This is a genomic window from Paenibacillus sacheonensis, from assembly GCF_009909195.1.
GTDB lineage: Bacteria > Bacillota > Bacilli > Paenibacillales > Paenibacillaceae > Paenibacillus_Z > Paenibacillus_Z sacheonensis.
The window spans coordinates 45,149-64,999 of record NZ_JAAAMU010000017.1; the positions used below are offsets into that span (position 1 = coordinate 45,149).

General features: G+C 55.3%; 19 protein-coding genes. All 19 read right to left on the reverse strand.

The window, feature by feature from the left end; all coding sequences use genetic code 11:
• Nucleotides 1-32: 32 nt before the first annotated feature.
• The 19 genes from GT003_RS24745 to murD all read right to left on the reverse strand — a co-directional run bounded on the left by GT003_RS24745 (nt 33) and on the right by murD (nt 19,346).
• The gene (locus tag GT003_RS24745) at nt 33-308 is read right to left on the reverse strand and encodes a YlmC/YmxH family sporulation protein (RefSeq protein WP_161702985.1); all 276 of its coding nucleotides are present in this window, start codon (nt 306-308) and stop codon (nt 33-35) included.
• A 279-nt stretch (nt 309-587) separates the two neighbouring features.
• The gene (gene sigG, locus GT003_RS24750; protein ID WP_090573745.1) at nt 588-1,370 is read right to left on the reverse strand and encodes an RNA polymerase sporulation sigma factor SigG; all 783 of its coding nucleotides are present in this window, start codon (nt 1,368-1,370) and stop codon (nt 588-590) included.
• Between the two features lie 155 nt (nt 1,371-1,525).
• Nucleotides 1,526-2,773, reverse strand: coding sequence for a hypothetical protein (locus GT003_RS24755; protein WP_161702987.1), 1,248 nt, complete (start codon nt 2,771-2,773; stop codon nt 1,526-1,528).
• A 14-nt stretch (nt 2,774-2,787) separates the two neighbouring features.
• Nucleotides 2,788-3,627 carry a hypothetical protein gene (locus GT003_RS24760; protein WP_161702989.1) on the reverse strand — a complete coding sequence of 280 codons (840 nt, stop codon included), beginning with the start codon at nt 3,625-3,627 and terminating at the stop codon, nt 2,788-2,790.
• Nucleotides 3,624-4,313, reverse strand: a complete 690-nt coding sequence (locus GT003_RS24765) for an ATP-binding cassette domain-containing protein (protein ID WP_161702991.1) — start codon at nt 4,311-4,313, stop codon at nt 3,624-3,626. The genes GT003_RS24760 and GT003_RS24765 overlap by 4 nt, the downstream gene beginning before the upstream one ends.
• Nucleotides 4,306-4,707, reverse strand: coding sequence for a GntR family transcriptional regulator (locus tag GT003_RS24770; protein ID WP_161702993.1), 402 nt, complete (start codon nt 4,705-4,707; stop codon nt 4,306-4,308). The genes GT003_RS24765 and GT003_RS24770 overlap by 8 nt, the downstream gene beginning before the upstream one ends.
• A 292-nt stretch (nt 4,708-4,999) precedes the next feature.
• Entirely contained in the window at nt 5,000-5,857 is an 858-nt protein-coding gene (locus GT003_RS24775) for a MetQ/NlpA family ABC transporter substrate-binding protein (protein WP_161702995.1), read from the reverse strand.
• A gap of 43 nt (nt 5,858-5,900) precedes the next feature.
• Nucleotides 5,901-6,566, reverse strand: a complete 666-nt coding sequence (locus tag GT003_RS24780) for a methionine ABC transporter permease (protein WP_161703157.1) — start codon at nt 6,564-6,566, stop codon at nt 5,901-5,903.
• A gap of 2 nt (nt 6,567-6,568) precedes the next feature.
• Nucleotides 6,569-7,573, reverse strand: coding sequence for a methionine ABC transporter ATP-binding protein (locus tag GT003_RS24785; protein WP_161703159.1), 1,005 nt, complete (start codon nt 7,571-7,573; stop codon nt 6,569-6,571).
• 207 nt (nt 7,574-7,780) lie between these two features.
• Nucleotides 7,781-8,503 carry an RNA polymerase sporulation sigma factor SigE gene (gene sigE / locus GT003_RS24790; protein ID WP_090638315.1) on the reverse strand — a complete coding sequence of 241 codons (723 nt, stop codon included), beginning with the start codon at nt 8,501-8,503 and terminating at the stop codon, nt 7,781-7,783.
• On the reverse strand, nt 8,482-9,492 hold the full coding sequence (spoIIGA, locus tag GT003_RS24795; RefSeq protein ID WP_338045924.1) for a sigma-E processing peptidase SpoIIGA: 1,011 nt from the start codon (nt 9,490-9,492) through the stop codon (nt 8,482-8,484). Before spoIIGA ends, sigE begins: the two co-directional genes overlap by 22 nt.
• 264 nt (nt 9,493-9,756) lie before the next feature.
• Nucleotides 9,757-10,893, reverse strand: coding sequence for a cell division protein FtsZ (gene ftsZ, locus GT003_RS24800; RefSeq protein WP_161702997.1), 1,137 nt, complete (start codon nt 10,891-10,893; stop codon nt 9,757-9,759).
• A gap of 15 nt (nt 10,894-10,908) precedes the next feature.
• Nucleotides 10,909-12,153, reverse strand: a complete 1,245-nt coding sequence (gene ftsA, locus GT003_RS24805; RefSeq protein WP_161702999.1) for a cell division protein FtsA — start codon at nt 12,151-12,153, stop codon at nt 10,909-10,911.
• A gap of 231 nt (nt 12,154-12,384) precedes the next feature.
• Complete coding sequence (locus tag GT003_RS24810; protein ID WP_161703001.1) at nt 12,385-13,149, reverse strand: cell division protein FtsQ/DivIB; 765 nt, start codon at nt 13,147-13,149, stop codon at nt 12,385-12,387.
• A gap of 94 nt (nt 13,150-13,243) precedes the next feature.
• Nucleotides 13,244-14,524: a UDP-N-acetylglucosamine 1-carboxyvinyltransferase gene (gene murA / locus GT003_RS24815; protein WP_161703003.1), complete on the reverse strand. Its 1,281-nt coding sequence runs from the start codon at nt 14,522-14,524 to the stop codon at nt 13,244-13,246.
• 15 nt (nt 14,525-14,539) lie between these two features.
• Nucleotides 14,540-15,445: a UDP-N-acetylmuramate dehydrogenase gene (gene murB / locus GT003_RS24820; RefSeq protein ID WP_161703005.1), complete on the reverse strand. Its 906-nt coding sequence runs from the start codon at nt 15,443-15,445 to the stop codon at nt 14,540-14,542.
• A gap of 204 nt (nt 15,446-15,649) precedes the next feature.
• On the reverse strand, nt 15,650-16,759 hold the full coding sequence (gene murG, locus GT003_RS24825) for an undecaprenyldiphospho-muramoylpentapeptide beta-N-acetylglucosaminyltransferase (RefSeq protein WP_161703007.1): 1,110 nt from the start codon (nt 16,757-16,759) through the stop codon (nt 15,650-15,652).
• 7 nt (nt 16,760-16,766) lie between these two features.
• A complete protein-coding gene (gene spoVE, locus GT003_RS24830) occupies nt 16,767-17,864 on the reverse strand; it encodes a stage V sporulation protein E (RefSeq protein ID WP_161703009.1) in 1,098 nt (365 codons plus the stop codon).
• 45 nt (nt 17,865-17,909) lie between these two features.
• Nucleotides 17,910-19,346 (reverse strand): UDP-N-acetylmuramoyl-L-alanine--D-glutamate ligase, encoded by a 1,437-nt coding sequence (gene murD / locus GT003_RS24835; protein WP_161703011.1) that lies wholly within the window; start codon nt 19,344-19,346, stop codon nt 17,910-17,912.
• Nucleotides 19,347-19,851: the final 505 nt, after the last annotated feature.

Consider the following 19,851-nt stretch of genomic DNA (forward strand, 5'->3'; position numbering starts at 1 on the left):
GACCGAAGCAGGGCCATCCCTTCGAAATTGACTCAACGAGCGCCGACGTCGTCTTCTTCCACCCGGTACACCTTCGCGTCATCGATGCGGACAAGCACCACGTCCGTGCCGATCTTTACGATATTGCGCCAAGGAATAACGACATCCGTGCCGCTGCCGAACATGCCGAAGAAGCGGGAATAGCTTGGCACGACGATGGAGTCGATCCGTCCCTGCCGCAAATCGAGCTCGAGGTCGCTCACCTGCCCCAGCTTGCGGCCGTCTACGATATTAATGACGTCCTTCGTTTGAAAATCGGATATTTTCATCTTACCGTTCACCACGCTTCCGGGAGGACTGATTCCAAACAGACCTATATGAACAGTATATGTGGCTCATGGGCAAAATGTCCTGCTTGGCACGAATTATCGCTTCGGCCAGCCTCGTCGTCGAGCATGAAATGAAAAAAAACGGCGCTGGGCGCCGTTAGGGTTGATTGCGATCGTTCGGAGTTGCGGCAGTTCGGTGCTGCAGAAGTTCGAAGTCGTAAAAGTTCGAAATTGCAGGGGTTCGAATTGCAGTAGTCCGTGCTGCGTAAGGGCAGCCGTTCAAGTCTTGACATGCTTCTGCATTTGCTGAATGGCCGACTTCTCCAGCCGGGATACCTGCGCCTGCGAAATGCCGATCTCGTCGGCGACTTCCATTTGCGTCTTGCCTTCGAAGAAACGCATGGAGAGGATCATTTTCTCGCGCTCGTTCAACTTATGCATCGCTTCGCGGAGAGCGATTTCCTCGATCCATGAGACGTCCTTATTCTTATCGTCGCTAATCTGATCCATCACGTAGATGGGGTCGCCGCCGTCATGATAGATGGGCTCGAACAAGGATACCGGGTCTTGAATGGCATCAAGCGCGAAGACGACATCCTCCTTCGGAACGTTCAGCGCTTCGGAAATTTCGAAAATCGTCGGCTCTCGCGAATTTTTGTTCGTGAGGCTGTCCCTTACCTGGAGCGCCTTGTAGGCGATATCCCGCAGACTGCGCGAGACGCGGATCGGGTTGTTATCCCGGAGGTAGCGGCGAATCTCGCCGATAATCATCGGAACCGCATAGGTTGAAAACTTTACATTCTGACTGAGATCGAAATTGTCGATTGCTTTCATGAGGCCGATGCAGCCGACTTGGAAGAGATCGTCGACGAATTCCCCGCGGTTGTTGAACCGTTGAATCACGCTAAGCACAAGCCTCAAGTTGCCATTGACTAATTTCTCTCTTGCTGCCCATTCGTTTTGCGTTTGCAATGCCGTGAAGAGCTCGCGCATCTCGGCATTCGTAAGGACAGGCAGTTTAGCGGTATCCACTCCACAGATCTCGACTTTATTTCGGGTCAACGTGATTACCTCCCAAGGAGAAACATTAATGTTCAGTATCTCCCCGGACCCCCAATTTATTCCCCACGAACAAGAAGAAGCTCCCTGTACGGCTAAGCATAAAACGGAACAAAAAACAAGCCTTCGGAGATGCCGAAGGCTTGCGGATAACAGGATTACGATGCGAAATAGAAACCATAAACATTGAGGCCGGTTAGCCGTTCCTTTTGCTCGTCCGCCGTTCCGTCAACCGTCGCTTTGCCTTGATAGAGAACCTTGCCGTCCGTCAGGCTGACAACGAGAATCTCGTGATCCGCGCCGGCGTGGACGTACATGTAGAGCTTGCTCTGATAGATGAAGAATTGCGTATTGTCGATCGTTATATTCTTCAACGACATCGGAATTTCGAACTGCAAGCTTTCCTTGTTCTTCGCCAGTTCAAGCTTGCCGATGCTCAGGGCGTTCCCCTTCATGGCCATCGTGATCATCGCGTTGCCCGCTAAGCTTCTGTAAACGCCGCTGTCGCTGCCGGAGCCAGCCAGAATCGGCGTCAACTTCCCGTTCGCGTAATCGTAAGCGAAGATCTCCGAGCCGACCTGCTGCTCCATTTCGTTGCCGTCCTGATCTTTGGCGATCTTTACGACGGTCTTATAGACGAGCGCATAGGACGATGGGGAAGCTAGTTCTATCCCTCCTCCGTACGGCACCGAATACCGCTCCATTTTGCCGCTGTCCGCGCCGCTGTCGGCCCCGATCGTTTGATCGTCCGAAATTCCCTCTTTGTCCATGTTCACCGTCAGGACGTGCAGCTCCGACTCAAAGCGATAATTACCGTTCTTGTAAACTTCCGGCTTTTTGTCCAGCTGCACCAATACCTTGATTCCGTCCTCTCCGGACTGGACATCGATGACGTACATCGAAGCGTAGCGCTGCTTGCCAAGCATGGCGGCTTTGAACTGCTTCTCCTTGCCCGATTTCAGATCGAGCGCGGACACCGCGAGCGAATAACGATGAAGCCCGTCATCCGACGTTTTGCCGTCCGACTTCGTTACCGCGTATACGAGCTGGCGTTCGTCTTTATAGAACCCGTTATAGGACTTTTTGCCTCGCATGAATCCTTTATGATCCTTTATCAAGCCGGCCAATTCCGGATTGCGATCGGCATATTCCGAATCGAACATTTTCCCGATCGTCGACATGCGGCTCTCGTATGCCGTGCCGCCGTCGCCGATTTTGATTTGGTCGATCATTTTGTCCCTGCTGACCGAGCCCTCGAGGAACAGGTGCGACGCTTCTTTGCCGTCCCCCTCGACCGTCTGCATCCGATACTCCGGCAGTTCCCTTGTCGCGGCTCCGATATAATACGTCCCTATGCTCGCGGCAATAAAGACCGAAAGTCCGATGGACAACCAATACTTTTTCATCTGCATGCGCCCTCCTATACCGTAACCTTCTTCGTAATCAAATGCAGGCCGAGCCAAACCGTAAATGCCGTGACGATAACCCCGAGCGCGATCTCGATGCCGAACGATTCCGCCGGGTACAAGTAGGTCTCCGTCACGTTGCCCGGAATAAGGAACGGAATCATCATGAACACCGCGACCGCCGGCAGGTACAGAATGGCCGCCAGCACGCCTCTCAGCTTGTAGCTGCGCTCCAGGAGCACCGCCGTGAATGCAATCAAGACGACGATGGCGCCGAAGCCGTAGTAAATGACGAAGTCGGCGAACGTCGGCGGGATCAGAAACATCAGAATCCGATTGCCGGCGATCAGATCGACGATGCTGCTCGATTTGAAGAGGACGTCTCCGCCAACAAGCAGGTACAAACCGTTTTCAAGCGGCAGCAGCACGAGTTGAAGCGCGACGAGGCTAAGCACGAACAACAGAATCGCCGTCAGCTTCGCAAAGTAGATGTTTCTTCTCGCGGTCGGAATCATCAACAGCCGGTAAATGAACATATTCTTGCCGAACCATTCCTTGTACCAAATGAAGAACACGTAGAGTGCCAGCCCGCCGATGCAAAGCGCGATCGATGCGAAGAACGACAAGCCTGCGCGCTCGAGCGCCTCGGAGAACGACAGTTTTCCGTTTTGCTGCACGAAGGCCGTAATCGTGCTGTTGTTCATTTGGACTTGATCTTCCACTTGGCTCGTATATCGCTGAGTCTCATAAATGATGCCGACGCATTGCAGTACAATCGTGACGATCGCCAGCGCGGCTAGCAATTTCCAAAAACGCATGATTTCCCAATGAACAAGCTTCAAATAACGGTTCATCCGTTATACACCTCTCTCATCACGTCCATGACGGACTTTCCTTCTTCCTGGCGCACGGTCTCCGTATCGAATTCCCTGCGGACGAGCCCGTTCTCGAGCAGGATGACCTTGTCGATCAGATGCTCGATATCGTTGATTTCATGCGTCGTGATAATAACGCCGCGATCCTCGATCAGATGGCTCGTGAACACGGAGGCGATCTGCTCGCGGCTGAACATGTCGATGCCGGAGAACGGTTCATCCATCAGCACGTAGTCGACGTCGAGCGCGAGGCCGAGCAGCAAATTAAGCTTCGCGGCGTTGCCCTTGGACAGCTCGCCGACCCTGTCCGAACCGCTGAGCTTGAAGAAACCGGCGAGCTCGGCCGCCCGCTTCGGATTCCAGCTGACGTAGTAATCCTTCATGAACTGTATGCAGCCGTCAACGGTCATCCCGGGCGGCATCGAGATCGCGTCGGGGATGAAGGTGATATGCTCGTAGACGCGGCTCGAGAGCGGCTTTCCATCGATCAAGATCGTACCGTCCGTTACGGGCGTGAGGCCCATGATGGCTTTGAGCACCGTCGATTTGCCGACGCCGTTAATGCCGATCAGACAGGTAATCTGCCCTTTCTCCGCCGTGAAGGATACGTCCTTCAATACCGCTTTGCGGCCGTATTTCTTGCGAATGCTCTTGACTTCAATCATGGCTCGATCCCTCCTTGGTTTGTTTGGCGTAACTATCCTCGATCCGATGCTTCACGATGGCAAGCAATTCATCCACCGGGACATGAATGTTATGAATGCTGGCTACGAATGCATCGACGGCGTCGGCGATCAGCTCGCCACGAATGGACTGCAGCACCTGCTCGTCCGTCGTAATCCGGCTCGGAGAATTGCCCTCAGTAACGATCAAACCTTGTTCCTCCATTTCCTTATACGCCTTTTGGGCCGTATTGGGGTTGATTTGCAGCGTGCCCGCGAGCTCTCTTCGCGATGGGATTACCTGCCCCTTCGCTATCTTGCCGGTCGCGATTTCTTCCTTGAAATGCCGAACCACCTGCAGATAGACGGGATCGCGGTTATTGAATTTGACTTCCAATGGTTCCTCACCCCTGACGCTTATTCTTCCTTATTTTGGTGTGTGTACTACTTGGTTCATACACTATATGTGTACTATACCCATAATACACTCGTGTGTCAACATGATTTCCGAAAATGTCGCGCGCTCCTTAAAGCCCGTTGACATCTAACCATGAAGAAGCCGCCTTCCCGAAGGAAGACGGCTTCTTGTTGCCTGTATGTTCTTGTTTGCGTGTATTCCCGCATTGTCTACATGGGCGATATAGCCTATATCGCTCGTACTGGCTGTATGGGCCATTATTTGTGATGCTTTATTTAAAGGCAGGCACGATCGCGCCCTTGTATTTATCTTCGATGAATTTCTTCACTTCCGGCGTTTGCAGCGCTGCCGCCAATGCCTGGATCCCTGCGGAATCTTTGTTGTCCGGACGGGCTACGAGGATGTTGACGTAAGGGGAGTCGCTGCCTTCGATAAAGAGCGCGTCCTTCGTCGGCACAAGGCCTGCTTCGAGCGCATAGTTGGTATTGATGAGCGCCAGATCGACTTCGTCCAGCACGCGAGGCAGCGTCGCCGCTTCAACCTCGGTAATTTTGAGTTTCTTCGGATTCTCGGTAATGTCGTGTACCGTACCCGCTACGCCGACGCCGTCCTTCAGCTTGATCAATCCGTTAGCAGCCATCAGCGCGAGAGCGCGTCCGCCGTTCGACGGATCGTTCGGAATGACGACTTTAGCGCCTTCCTTGAGCTCATCCGTGCTTTTTACTTTCTTCGAATAGGCGCCGAACGGTTCGATATGAACGCCGGCAACGCTGACCAGGTCATAGCCTTTGTCTTTGTTGAACTGATCCAAGTATGGCGTATGCTGGAAAAAATTCGCGTCCAGCTGCTTCTCGTGCAGCTGCGTGTTCGGCTGCACGTAATCGTTGAATTCCACGACTTCCAGGTTGATGCCTTTTTCCTTCAGGGCTGGCTTGATGAAGTTCAAGATCTCCGCATGGGGAACGGGCGAAGCGCCGACCTTCAGCGTAATTTCTTGGGTGCCCGCGTTGCTGCCGGCGCCTGCTGCATCATTGCCTGCCGTGTTATTTTCATTGTCTTTCTTGGCTCCGCAAGCCGTTAATACCGCGATCAATACGAATACTACTAGAGCTAGAGTACCTTTTCTCATGTTGTTGTGCCTCCATCTGTCGTTTCTCTCTATGATGTCCACCTTACTTCCGGCTGAATCGACGAACCAAATAGTCGCCGGCCATCTGCAGGAGTTGAACCAATATAATAAGCAGAATAACGGTTACGATCATGACGTCCGTCTGAAACCGTTGATATCCGTATCGCAAGGCCAAATCGCCCAAGCCGCCGCCCCCGATTACGCCTGCCATCGCCGTATAGGATACCAGCGTTACGGCTGTAATCGTAATGCCCGCAAGCAAGCCCGGCTTGGCCTCGAGCAGCAGGACGCGCCGTACGATGTCCCAGCGGGATGCGCCCATCGCCTGCGCCGCTTCGATGACGCCCCGATCTACCTCGCGCAGCGAGGTCTCGACGAGCCGAGCGAAGAATGGGGCCGCAGCCACGACAAGCGGCGGAATCGTGCCCTGGACGCCAAGGGTCGTGCCCGTAATGGCTTTCGTCACCGGCATGATCATGATCATGAGAATGACGAACGGCACGGAACGAAGCACGTTCACGACGACGGACAGCAGGAAATACACGATCGGCTGCGCAATCAGCTGATGCCGCGACGTCAGAAACAACACGACGCCGAGCAGCAAGCCGAGGACGATCGTGAACACGAGCGAAGCGCCAAGCATCGCGAGCGTGTCCTTGGATGCTTGCCATACTTCCGACCAGCGGACGTTCTCGAACGTGAGTCTCATCGTCATGCCAGTTCACCTGCTTCCAAGCCTTTATCGCGTAAGTTCGCGATCACCTGGCGTATCTCTTGATCCTCGCCTATAAATTCGATGACCAGTTGTCCGTATGGCGTATTCTTCATGCGGGACACCGTCCCTTGCAGAATCGCAAATTGCACGGAAGTCGACCTGACCGCGTTGAAAAGCAGCGGCTCATACGTGATTTCGCCGACGTAATTGATTTTCATCAATCGTCCCTTGCTCGATGCAATCAGCTCCCGAGGATCGAACGAATCCGCGACCTGACTGACGAAATCCTTCGTCGTTGGATGCTGTGGCTGCAGGAAGACATCCAGAACATCGCCCATCTCCACGACCTCGCCGCCGTCGATGACCGCCACCCTGTCGCAGATCGAACGGATAACATGCATCTCATGCGTAATCAGTAGAATAGTGATGCCCAGCTTCTTGTTAATATCGAGCAGCAGGTCCAAGATCGCGTTCGTCGTTTGCGGATCGAGCGCCGAGGTTGCTTCGTCGCATAACAGCACGTCCGGATTGCTGGCGAGCGCCCTGGCAATGCCGACGCGCTGCTTCTGGCCGCCAGACAATTGCGCGGGATACTTATCCGCATGCGCCTCCAGACCGACCAGCTGCAGCAGCTCGTTCACCCTTGTCTGAATCGCGGCTCTGGACAGCTTGGCCAGCCGAAGCGGGAACGCGATATTATCGCGCACGGTGGCCATGGCGAGCAAGTTGAAATGCTGAAAAATCATGCCGATTCTGCGGCGTTCCTTCTGCAATTGGGACGAAGAGAGCTTCGTCAGCTCTACGCCTCCAACCTTCACGCTGCCCGAAGTGGGTCTCTCTAGCAGGTTGACCGTGCGCAGCAGCGTGCTCTTGCCCGCGCCGGAGTGACCGATAATGCCGAAGATTTCACCCTTCGCAATCGTTAAATCGATATGTTTGATCGCTTCCACGGATACGGAACCGGTCCGGTAGGATTTGCTTATGTCCGAAAGCTCGATCAGTTGAATTACCCCCTGCCATCCATCGTATGCCATTCGTGGTAGAATGCCCTGTCGCGGAAGCTCTCATCAGGAGTCCGCTCCAGAGCGACAACCTGCATTATAAACAATTTCAAGCTGCTCTGTCACTGGATGAATCTTCTAAATAACGCGGAAAAGCCCGCAGTCCTCCGTGAAGAAGGCGCGGGCTTCTGATAGGCCGTGCTCTAGTCAAACCATCTTATTGAACTCCTTGCGCAGCCGCTTAATGATGCGTTTCTCCAATCGCGAGATGTACGATTGCGAGATGCCGAGGAGGTCGGCAACATCCTTCTGCGTCTTCTCTTCCCCGTCGGCCAAGCCGAAACGCAGCTCCATGATGATGCGCTCTCGTTCCGTCAACTTATCCAGCGCCTTATGCAGCAGCTTGCGGTCGACCTGTTCCTCGATATTGCGGTAGATCGTATCGTTCTCGGTGCCGAGCACATCCGAGAGCAGCAGCTCATTGCCGTCCCAGTCGATATTGAGCGGTTCATCGAAGGAGACCTCCGTGCGCGTCTTGCTGTTACGGCGGAGATACATGAGGATTTCGTTCTCGATGCATCGCGAAGCATACGTTGCTAATTTGATTTTTTTCTCCGGATCAAACGTATTCACCGCTTTGATAAGGCCGATCGCGCCAATGGACACCAGATCCTCGATATGAATGCCCGTGTTCTCGAACTTGCGCGCGATGTATACCACCAGGCGAAGATTGCGCTCGATAAGCATGGCCCGGATCGCCGAGTCGCCCGAAGGCAGCTTCTCGAGCAAATATTCTTCTTCTTCGCGCGTCAGCGGGGGAGGCAGCGCTTCGCTTCCGCCAATATAATAAATTTCCTCGCTCTTTAGGCCGAATAAAAACAAAACACGATAATAATATAACTGCAGGATTAATTTCCATTTGACGAGCATGCCGCTCCATCCCTTCCTGATGAACTGTGAATGGTTTCGATCTTGACGCTTCGATCTTGAAGAAGCGAAGGGTGGATAATCGCCCGGTACGTCCCGTCCGCGACAAGCTTCCCAGCATCTAGCCCGATCAGAACTTTCTTGGCCTGGAATACCTCTCCTTCCCGGTTCACGATAACGAGATCCGGTTTGATGGCCAGCATGAACTGCGCGCCGCGGTTCACGCCCCGGTAAGGCACAAGCCTTAGCCGATCGCGCCATACGAAGGACGCTTCATCCTCGTCCGTCAAGCCGGCTAGAAGCTGATCCACCTTCGCCTCCCGGATAAGACGTATCCAGGATTCCGGCAGCACATCCTGCCATATGGAAGCCTCCATCACCATGACCGGCGTTCGCGTGAGAGGTTCGTACAGCTGGTTCCCGGTGTCGATCAGGCCGATGCAGCCGTACTCCCGATCATCGATTCGCACCTTCACCTCCGCGAGATGGGTCGTGACTAAATCCCGCTCCCGACGCTGGGTCATAACCGAACGGTACATATAATAGCCGAGAGCGACGACGCACACGAGGAAGATCATCGTCGTGCTCAGCATAAAGCTTGGTTTGCCATTCACGTAGACGACGGTCCGCCACAGCTGGTTCGAACTGTTCATGAACAAATAATGGACGCCTAGCACCGCGCCGGCAGCGGCGAAATTCACACCGTAAAACGCGCCGATCAAACGAAGAAAATGTTGGACGCTTCCAAAGCCGAACGCGATCAATAACATCGCAATGGACAATAACAATTTTACGGAAATCGAGAACAGAAACGACAACGACGGAAAAACAAGCAAGACTGCGTACAGGGAACCTACCCCTGCCGCTAGCAGCACCCGCCACCATTTGGCGCGAATGCTCCTTACCCAACCGGTCAGCAGCAAATTAGATCCATCGAGCAACAGGTTTACCAGAAACAGAACGTCGATATAAACCGCATTCAGCGCCTTCACCTTCCTGCTGCGTTCCCATACCCCGCTTCCTCTTAAATGCTCCCGCGAGAATTTCGCGAGGATTTGCGGCTTGTGTCTAGTATAGTTAAATCCTATTACAATGTCTGTCTAATCATGCCGTCAGGAGCGATCTTTTTTTGTCGACCCATCAGGTTCCGAAGCATCGGACAAGCAAGCCGAGAGAGCTGTTTTATAGCAAAAAACCACTCTCCGTAGAAACGGAAAGCGGCTAAAGTCCTCTTATTCACGATCGATCGTTCGATGTTACCGATCGTTGTTTCGACGATTGCGGAGAAAGGCAGGAATGTCCAGTTGGTCGCTGGAGACCGGCGTTCCGAACGGCTTAGGGCCGTTGCCGGCAGATGGCTGCTGACGCTGCGGTTCGCTTGCCGCCGGCGCTTCGTTGTGCTGGTGGCCTGCTGCAGGACGACGAGCCTGCGACGAATCGCGATGCTCGAAGCCTGTCGCGATCACCGTGACTTTGATTTCTTCTTTCAAGTTATCGTCGAAGTTTGCGCCGAAAATCATGTTGACGTCCGGATCGGAAGCGGAGATGACGATCTCGGCCGCTTCATTCACTTCGTACAGCGACAGGTTAGAACCGCCTGTAATGCTCATAATGATGCCGCGAGCACCATCGATCGACGTTTCCAGCAAGGGACTTTGAATCGCTTTGCGCGCCGCTTCCGCAGCGCGGTTCTCCCCGGTCGCGATGCCGATGCCCATCAGTGCGGAACCGCGTTCCGTCATGATCGTCTTTACGTCCGCGAAATCGAGGTTGATGAGTCCCGGTACGGCGATCAGTTCGGAGATACCTTGAACCGCTTGCTTCAAAACGTTATCCGCTTCGCGGAACGCTTCGAGCATCGGCGTTTTCTTGTCGACGATTTCGAGCAACCGGTCGTTCGGAATGACGATCAGCGTATCTACCTTTTCTTTCAATGCTTCGATGCCGAGCTCGGCTTGTCCGGAGCGTTTACGCCCTTCGAACGTAAACGGACGCGTTACGACGCCGACGGTCAGCGCGCCGCATTCGCGCGCGATCTCCGCAATGACCGGCGCGGCGCCGGTACCGGTTCCACCGCCCATGCCCGCCGTCACGAATACCATATCCGCGCCTTTGAGCGTGTTCATGACGGTTTCGCGGGATTCTTCCGCCGCTTTCTTGCCGACTTCCGGATTGGCGCCTGCACCGAGCCCTCGCGTCAGCTTATCGCCGATTTGCAGCTTCTGCTCCGACTTGGCCATATGCAGCGCCTGCGCGTCCGTGTTCACCGTAATAAACTCGACGCCGCGAACGCCGTTCTCAATCATCCGGTTAACGGCATTGCTGCCGCCGCCGCCAACGCCGATGACTTTGATTTGTGCCATCTGCTCCATTTCGAAATCAAATTCCAACATGCTGTGGTCCCCCGATCAGATAAATTCACTAAACATATTTTTCAAACGCTCGAAAAGGCCGGGCTTCGAGGGAGAATTAGTTGGGCTAGCTTTCTTGCTTGCGCTCTTCTTCGGTATAGATACATTACGGCCCCGCATATATTTGGAAACATATTGTATCATGCCGACGCCGCTCGTGAAAGCCGGATCGCGGACGCCGATATAATCCGGCACCGCAATGCGCACGCTCGCTTCCAATTCATGCTGAGCAAGCGGAAGCGTACCCGCCATCGTAACGGTACCGCCCGTAAGCACATACCCGTTGATTTTGTCGCCGTAGCCCAAACGTCTTACTTCCTGACGGATCAAGTGGAAGATTTCCTGCATCCGCGGCTCAATGATATTGGCAAGATCAACCTGGGTGAATTCCTTCTCCACGTTGCTGCCCATGCGCATGACCTTGAACTTCTGGTCTTCCGCCGCGTCGTCCACGAGGGCGCAGCCGAATTTCTGCTTGATCTTCTCGGCTTGCTCCGTCTGCGTCCGAAGTCCGTAAGAGATATCGCTAGTCACGTATTCGCCGCCGACGGGCAGCGTTGCGGTAGCGACGATACTTCCTTGCTCGAAAATAGCAATCGTGCTGGAGCCAGCGCCAATATCGGCAAGCACGGTGCCCATCATTTTCTCATCTTTGGTCAGCGACATTTGGCCGGATGCCAGAGACATAAGGATAATGCCCGAAATCCGCAAGTTCGCTTTCTCCACGCACCGGACTAAGTTATGTATCGCTGTTTTTGCTCCGGTTACGACAGTCGCTTCCACTTCCAAGCGTACGCCGATCATGCCGCGCGGATCGGATATGCCTTCAAGGCCGTCTACCAAATATTGCTTCGGCACCAGATTAATGATTTCGCGTTCAGGAGGCAGTGCGACGACTTTCGCCGCATGCTGGACACGATCAATATCTTCTTCGCCGATCTCACGGTCTTCGTTGGAAATCGCGACAACGCCGTGATTCGTCTGCAAACCGATATGATTGCCCTGAATGCCTACGTAAACATCGCTTATTTGTATATCGACCATCCGCTCGGCATGGTCAATGGCGCTGCGTATCGAAGCGACGGTTTGGTCGATATCAACGATAGCTCCTTTGCGTATACCTTCCGAGTCGGCAGATCCAACTCCAATAATATTAATGACGCCGTTATTCACTTCGCCAATAATAGCACGAACCTTGGATGTACCGATGTCCAAACTGACGATGATGTCATTGCTGCTCAACCTCTGGCACCTCCGTTTCAACATTAATAAGGTACGATTTCTTGCCGTGTCTGTGTATGCATTTCTTCTTATTCAACGCAGTACTCATTTTCCCTCTTTTTTCAACAATTTTTTCAATATTTTATTCATTCTGCCGGAAGCGCCTGACGCTTGTCCGGAATCGTCACATTCGAAAAAAATGCAAAGGGGTCAAATAAATCTACATAAATAAAATTCTATCATTCTTTGATGCTATTGAGTAGTCTCTTTTTGCGTAACGGCGCTATTTTCCGCCTCTTCGGGAACGAATGGCGCATATTTGTCCGCAAGCAGCAGCGTTATCATGCCGGGCGGCTGAATTTCGATGACGGCATTCATCGTCGCGATCTTCTCGGGCAGCAAGGAGACCGCCGTTATGACCTCGAACCGCGTTCTGGTGTAAATTTGGATACGGTCGGGATACGACTGCGACGGATCCGGGCTGATCTCGGAAAAATCAGACAACGCTTCGTCGGGAATGGACGCAAGCGCCTTGCAAAGCTCTGCAAGCACGGGGTCGTTTGCCTTCCAGCCCGATAATACCGGCTTGTCGACAAGCGCGTCGGTTCCTGCCGGAACCGCGATTCCGTTCGCCAAAACGGCGGATAGTTCTCCTTTATTCGACAAGGAGTAAGCGACGGTCTCGTATTCCTGTACGTGTATCGTTATGCTGCCCGGGAACGATTTGGTGACGGTCACGCTCTTGACCGGCTTCAAAGTACGGATTCTTCCTTCGATATCGGCGGACGACGTAGCGAAGAAAGAGTCCCCTGCGACGATGCCGGCCGTTTTGCGGAGATCGACGGCTTGCAAGTACTTCTGGCCTTCGACCGTCACGGTCGACACCTTGCTGATGGATGAGTTGAAGAACAGCACGCCCAACAGGACGATGAAAAGCAGAACGAGCACCGCCAGCAGTTTCTTGCCGACCCTGCGCCGTTTGACTGGTTCCCGCAGAACGGGCATCTTCTCATGCATGGCTAGTCCCCTATTCGTATAAACGCAAACGGCTTCCCGCCGCCATATGGGCTGGAGCCGCTCACGCGATCTCTATCTTGTTCCGCATGCTGTCTTAAGGCACGACCGTATTGTTGGGAATGGGTGAGAAGCGGGAAATTCTGGCGCCCAGCCGACCTAGCATCGTCTCGATCCGGTCGTAACCGCGGTCGATATGATGAACCTGCTCTACGACCGTCTTGCCTTGCGCGGCAAGGCCTGCGATTACGAGTGCCGCTCCTGCGCGCAAATCCGTCGCTTCCACCGTAGCGCCGTAGAGTCTGGAAACGCCGCGCACGATGGCGGAGCTGAGATCCACGCGAATATCGGCCCCCATGCGGGCGAGCTCGTCGACATGCTTGAATCGGCTTTCGAAGATCGTTTCCTTCATGATGCTCACGCCGTCGGCCAAAGCTAGCAAAACCATGATTTGCGATTGCAGATCGGTCGGAAATGCCGGGTAAGGCGAGGTGACGATCCGGTCGATCGCTTTGGGACGCGAAGCGGTTCCCACCTTGATTATATCATCGTCAACCGCTATTTGAACACCTGTGCGCCGAAGCACATGGATGAGAGAGGTAAGATGCGAAGGGCAAGTATTAAGCAGCGTGACCTGTCCGCGGGTCGCCGCCGCCGCTACCATGACCGTCCCCGTCACGATCCGGTCAGGGATGACTTGGTACCTGCAAGGCTCCAGCCTTTCTACGCCTTCCACCGTTATCGTATCCGTACCGGCGCCGATGATCTTCGCGCCCATCCGGTTAAGGAAATGCTGCAAATCTTGAATCTCCGGTTCCCTTGCCGCATTGCTGATCGTCGTCAGCCCTTCCGCAAGGACAGCAGCCATCATGATGTTCTCCGTTGCGCCGACACTAGGGAAATCCAAATGAATTTCCGCGCCTCTCAATTTCTTCGCGTAGCAAACGATGCGGCTTCCGTCTTCTTCGATTTCAGCGCCCAGAGCTTGCAGGCCGCTCAAATGCAAATCGAATTTGCGTTCACCGATCGCGCAGCCGCCAGGCTGATAAATCGTCACTTCGCCGAACCTAGCCAACAGCGGCCCCATCAGAAAGATAGAGGAACGCATTTGACGCATCAGCGCTTCAGGAATGTGGGAGGAATGCAGGCTTGACGTATCGAGCAGCACGGTCTGGTCCTCGTGCTCCGCCCGGCAGCCAAGTTCGCGCAAAATGTTCAGCATGACGTCGATGTCCAGCAGCTTGGGCACGTGATCGATCGTCACTTTTCCTTCTACCAGCATACTTGCAGCTAAAATCGGCAAAGCGGCATTTTTCGCGCCTTGGATAACAATGGTTCCTGAGAGAGGTTTCCCACCTTCAATCACCAATTTGTCCAATTTATCACCTCCGAATTACCGCTCACCCACAACCAATACCTCCGCTACCAGCTCAATGCCGTATTGATCCGATATGGTTTCTTGTATGGTCTTCATCAGGGTGAGGACATCTTCAGCTGTCGCTTGCCCGGTGTTGACAATGAAATTGGCGTGCTGCGTGGAGACTTCCGCGCCACCTTGTCGCATACCCTTTAATCCGGCTTCTTGAATCAGCCTCGCGGCATGATCGTTGGGCGGATTTCGAAATACGCTTCCTGCGCATGCCGCCGTTAAAGGCTGGGTATCGAGCCGACGTTGTTTATACGCGGCCAAGGCGGCCGAGATTTCGACCCGGTCCCCTTCTTCCAGCTCGAACACGGCCTCCGTCACGATGCCCGGCCTTTCGTGAAGGCAGGAATGACGATAGGCAAACGACATTTCTTCTGCCCCGTAGCGAACCAATTCCCCTGTTTCCAGCACAATGTCAGCTGATTTGAATATACGTGACACGTCAGACCCATGGGCGCCAGCGTTCATGTAGACGGCTCCGCCTACGGAGCCGGGAATTCCCCCCGCGAACTCCAAGCCCGATAATCCCTTGCGGCTGGCCATCATCGCCAGCTTAATCAAGGAATAGGCGGCTCCCGCATAAACGAGTTTGCCGTCGAATCGCACATAATCGAATTCATCGCCCGGTTGAATGACGACGCCCCGGATTCCTTTGTCGCTGACAAGCAAGTTGGAACCGCGTCCGAGATTGGTCCACTCCAGCCCATGTTCATGTAGCAACCGGACGACCGATACCAGCTGGTCTTGCGTCCGCGGAATGATAAGCACATCCGCAGGGCCCCCGATTTTCCATGTCGTGTACGCTGCCAGCGGTTCGTTAAATTTGACGCTGCCTGCGTCGATTTCACGTAAATCCGCTATAAACTGCTTCATCTGTCGTACCTCCTTTTGCTGCAAGCGATTGAAACCTCCAGGCGTTCGTCGCTCCCCCCAGGCGGCTCTTTCCCGGCTTGCCGGCAGCGCTGAGCACTGCTTGCAGCCAGTCATTCGGCCCTCTGGATGACGGTCACGATTATGCTGTATACTATGCCTTCCCGCACAGGAGTGTGACAATCGCCTATTTGACAGGCAGTGCGCTTACTTCTTCCTCGCCAGCCGCTTCAGCTCGCTTACGATCAGCGCCGCCGAATCGGGCATGCCAAGAGCCAGTGCCGCCTCGCCCATCTTCGTATGGATATCTTTATTCATCATGATGCGGCTGATTCTTCCGAACAGCTCCGCACCGTTCAACTCTCGTTCGCGGATCATCTCGGCCGCCCCCGCGTCCGCCAAGCTTCGGGCATTCGCCTCTTGGTGGTTGTTCGTCACGTTCGGGGACGGAATCAGGATGGACGGAATGCCAAGCGCCGTAATCTCCGCAAGCGAAGATGCGCCCGACCGTCCGACGACGAGCTGCGAGGCCGCCAGCACTTCCGGCATGCGATGCAGATACGGCAGTACCTGCAGCGTCGCCGGAAGCCGGGGCTCGCGCGCCCGAATCCGTTCCATCGTATGCTCGTAATAGCTTTCGCCGGTAACAAACACAAAATGGACGCCTGGCAGCCGCCCCAGCAGCGGTACCATGTCCACCATGACATCGTTTATCGCCTTGGCTCCCCGGCTCCCGCCGACCAGCAGGACGATCCGGCTCCCAACCGGGATACCGAGATGGGCAAAGCCTTGTTTCTTATCGGCACGCACGACGTTCGTCGCGCAGGGATTTCCGGTATACAGGGTGCTTCGCGAGCGCTTGAACTGCGACAGCGCTTCCTCGAAGCTGACCGCCACGCTGTCCGCGTAGCGGGATAGAAATTGATTGGTCAAGCCCGCAACGGCGTTCTGCTCGTGAATCAGCGTGGGAATGCCAAGCTTGGCAGCCGCGTAGAGCACGGGACCGCATACGTAGCCGCCGGTTCCGACGACAACGTCGGGCTTGAAGCCGCGCAGCAGCTGCTTTGAGCGGCGGACGCCGGATAGAAATCGCATGACGGTCCGCACGTTATCGTAGGACAGCTTGCGTTTGAACCCGGTAATCTCGACGGGCTCGAAGGCGATGCCTTGGGCCGGAACGATTCGGCTCTCCAGCCCTTTCGGAGATCCGATATAAAGCAGGGACGAACCCGGCTCCGCCTCCATCGCCTGCTTGCCGATCGCAAGCGCGGGATAGATGTGGCCGCCGGTTCCGCCGCCCGATAATACGATACGCATAGGTAGCTCACCTCGAATAACGGGATATATTAAGCAAAATGCCGAGCGCGGTCAGCAGCAGGGTTAACGACGAGCCTCCGTAGCTGACAAGCGGCAGCGTGATGCCCGTTACGGGAAGCATGCCGATGACGACGCCGATATTGATGAAGACTTGAACGGCTACGATGCCGATGATACCGACCGCGAGCAGGCTGCCGAACGTGTCCGGAGCTGCAATGGCAGTGCGCATGCCGCGCCATAATAAAATGCCGAACAGCAGGATGATCGCCGCTCCGCCGATAAAGCCGAGCTCCTCCGAAAGAATCGAAAAGATGAAATCGGTCTGGGGCTCAGGCAAGTAATTGAATTTCTGGCGGCTCATGCCGAGGCCGAGGCCGACGAGACCGCCCGGTCCGATCGCGTACAGCGATTGAATCGATTGATAGCCGGCGCCGAGCGGATCCGCCCACGGATCGAGAAAGGCCGTGATCCGCTGCAGCCGGTATGGCGCGGCCGCAATAAGGCCGACGAGGCCGGCGACACCGACCAGCGCGAGCGAGCCGAGATGGCGGATGCGCGCGCCCGCCGTATAAATGATGAGCAGCGAGGCGCCGATCATGACGGCCCCCGTTCCGAGATCCGGCTGCAGCATGATGAGGCCGAATGCCAGCCCGAGAATGCCGAGCGGGGGCAGAAGACCTTTGGTGAACTGCGTGACGGCCTGCTGCTTCTCGGAAAGCAGTTTCGCTAGAAAGATCACCATGGCCAGCTTCATGAATTCAGACGGCTGGATGCCGAAGGAGCTGATGCCGAGCCAGCTGCGGGCGCCGCCGCGAACGACCCCGATGCCCGGAATCAGTACGATCAACAGCATGCCGAAGCAAATAAACAGGCCGTATTTCGCCCACTTCTTCCAAATCCAATAATCCGCGTTCATCGTGGCGACCATCGCCCCGATCCCCAGCGCGGCAAAGAGCAGCTGGCGCTTCACGTAATAGAACTTGTCCCCAAAATCATGAAACGCCAAAACGGCGCTGGCGCTGTACACCATGACGAGACCGATGGAGAGAATGAGCAGGATCGAAATAATCATCCACATGTCCGGGGCGGACCTGGCTTTGGCCATATATCGAACACCTCTTGCAAGCTGAAGTAGGGACATGCCCCCTACTTACAAGTTATGCGCCGATTGCTTAAACATTCGCCCTCGCGTCTCGTAGGATGTAAACATGTCCCAGCTCGCGCAGGCCGGCGACAGCAGGACGATATCGCCCGGCTCCGCAAGGCCTGCCGCTTCTTGGACCGCAAGGCGCAGGGTGCTCTCGGCATCCTCCTCAGGTTCGACTACTTTGACGGCCGTTAAACCTGCCTTGCCCGCGACCGCCGCGATCTTGGCGCGCGTCTCGCCGAGCGAGACGACCGCTTTCACCTGGTCGCGGAAATGCGGCAGCAGCTCCATGTAGTCCGATCCGCGGTCAAGACCGCCCGCGACCAGCACGATTCGCGGCGGCAGCGAGCGCAGCGCGATGATGGTAGCCGTAGGGTTCGTCGCTTTGGAATCGTTGTAATAGGCCACGCCGTCGCGTTCGCGAACGTACTCGAGCCGGTGCTCGAATCCGCGGAACTCCCGGAGCGGTTCCGTCAACGAGCCTGCCGAAGCGCCGGCCGCAAGGCAAGCCGCGATCGCGGCCATCGCGTTCGCCGCATTGTGGCGGCCCGGAATGCCGAGCTCCGCGACGCCGATAATGACGCGTTCGCCGCCTTCCTTATCGCGCCAAACGATATTGCGCACGGCGTCTCCGATCGGCGCGCTCAGTTCCGCCGGATAAGCCGGGGTCACGCATAGGCCGTAAGGCAGCTCTTCGGTCACCGAAAACGGGATGATGCTCGCTTGCAGCTTGCCCGAATTCATCAGATCCCGGCATACGGGGTCATCGGCATTCAGCACGGCGATGTCGTCCTTCGTCTGGTTGGCGAACAGCTTGGCCTTGGACGCGATGTAATCCTCCATGCCGCCATGATAATCCAAATGCGTCTCCACGATGTTGAGCAGCAGCGCGATTCGCGGCCGGAAATCGGTCGTGCCCTTCAGCTGGAAGCTGCTGAGCTCCGCCACGATCCAATTGTCCGCTTCTGCGATCTGAGCGGCTTCGCACAGCGGCGTGCCGATATTGCCCGCTACCATCGGCTTCAAGCCGGCCGCCTCCATCATTTCCCCGATCCAGGACGTCGTCGTCGTCTTGCCGTTCGAGCCCGTAATGCCGATAATCGGGGCCGGCGACAGCAAGTAGGCGACCTCGACTTCCGTAACGACCTCAATCCCTTGCTCCAAGGCCTGCATGACCGGCGGCGACGTGTACGGGATACCCGGGTTTTTGACGACCAGCGCCGTGTCCGGCCCGATCAGATCATCCGGATGACCGCCGCAAATAACAGAAACGCCCAAAGCGTCCAGTTCGTCCGCTTCGGGGCTCGATTGACGGTCCTTCTTATCATTGACGGTGACGACCGCGCCGAGCTTGTGGAACAGCTTCGCGACGCTGACCCCGCTTCTGGCCAAGCCCAATACGACAACCTGCTGATCCTTGTATAAGGATGGGTGTTTCATAGGTTCACTCCTTATGATCCTCTCGAGAGGGTGCCGAGGGCGCTGCCCTCCGGACTCCCGATTAAATATAATATTTACAATCATAGGGCCATCCCCCTAAGTCCCCCTTGGAAAGGGGGATTCCAAGGGTTCCACCCTCTGGACACCCGGATGGGGTAACGCTGGCGATTTAGAGGTGCTCCTATTCTACTGCAGCGTAGGATCGATTGTCCCTGCGGGACAAACTTCCATTTTGGTGCGCCCGGGTTACCTGTTGGACTGCGTTCGGAGTAACGTTAGGACAACAGAGACGCTCGGGCAACTGCCATTGTTGGTTTGCCCGCTTTCGTCCCTTTCGGGACACGCTTTCAGTTTGATGGCCGAAGTTAGTTTGTCGGCGGCTGCTCCGCCTTATTCCTTGGCGGAACGGTTTTAAGCTTGGTGAAAAGGAGCGACCGGAGGTCGGTATGGAGTCGGAGCAGCGTCAGCGTTCGCCTTTGTAGTCAGACTTCTACCTCTTCTTACT

Coding starts and splice junctions, on each gene's coding strand:
- GT003_RS24745 (WP_161702985.1), bottom strand. CDS start 308: ATGAAAATATCCGATTTTCAAACGAAGGACGTCATTAATATCGTAGAC.
- GT003_RS24755 (WP_161702987.1), bottom strand. CDS start 2,773: ATGAAAAAGTATTGGTTGTCCATCGGACTTTCGGTCTTTATTGCCGCG.
- GT003_RS24760 (WP_161702989.1), bottom strand. CDS start 3,627: ATGAACCGTTATTTGAAGCTTGTTCATTGGGAAATCATGCGTTTTTGG.
- GT003_RS24765 (WP_161702991.1), bottom strand. CDS start 4,313: ATGATTGAAGTCAAGAGCATTCGCAAGAAATACGGCCGCAAAGCGGTA.
- GT003_RS24775 (WP_161702995.1), bottom strand. CDS start 5,857: ATGAGAAAAGGTACTCTAGCTCTAGTAGTATTCGTATTGATCGCGGTA.
- GT003_RS24780 (WP_161703157.1), bottom strand. CDS start 6,566: ATGAGACTCACGTTCGAGAACGTCCGCTGGTCGGAAGTATGGCAAGCA.
- sigE (WP_090638315.1), bottom strand. CDS start 8,503: ATGCTCGTCAAATGGAAATTAATCCTGCAGTTATATTATTATCGTGTT.
- ftsZ (WP_161702997.1), bottom strand. CDS start 10,893: ATGTTGGAATTTGATTTCGAAATGGAGCAGATGGCACAAATCAAAGTC.
- GT003_RS24810 (WP_161703001.1), bottom strand. CDS start 13,149: ATGCATGAGAAGATGCCCGTTCTGCGGGAACCAGTCAAACGGCGCAGG.
- murB (WP_161703005.1), bottom strand. CDS start 15,445: ATGAAGCAGTTTATAGCGGATTTACGTGAAATCGACGCAGGCAGCGTC.
- murG (WP_161703007.1), bottom strand. CDS start 16,759: ATGCGTATCGTATTATCGGGCGGCGGAACCGGCGGCCACATCTATCCC.
- spoVE (WP_161703009.1), bottom strand. CDS start 17,864: ATGGCCAAAGCCAGGTCCGCCCCGGACATGTGGATGATTATTTCGATC.
- murD (WP_161703011.1), bottom strand. CDS start 19,346: ATGAAACACCCATCCTTATACAAGGATCAGCAGGTTGTCGTATTGGGC.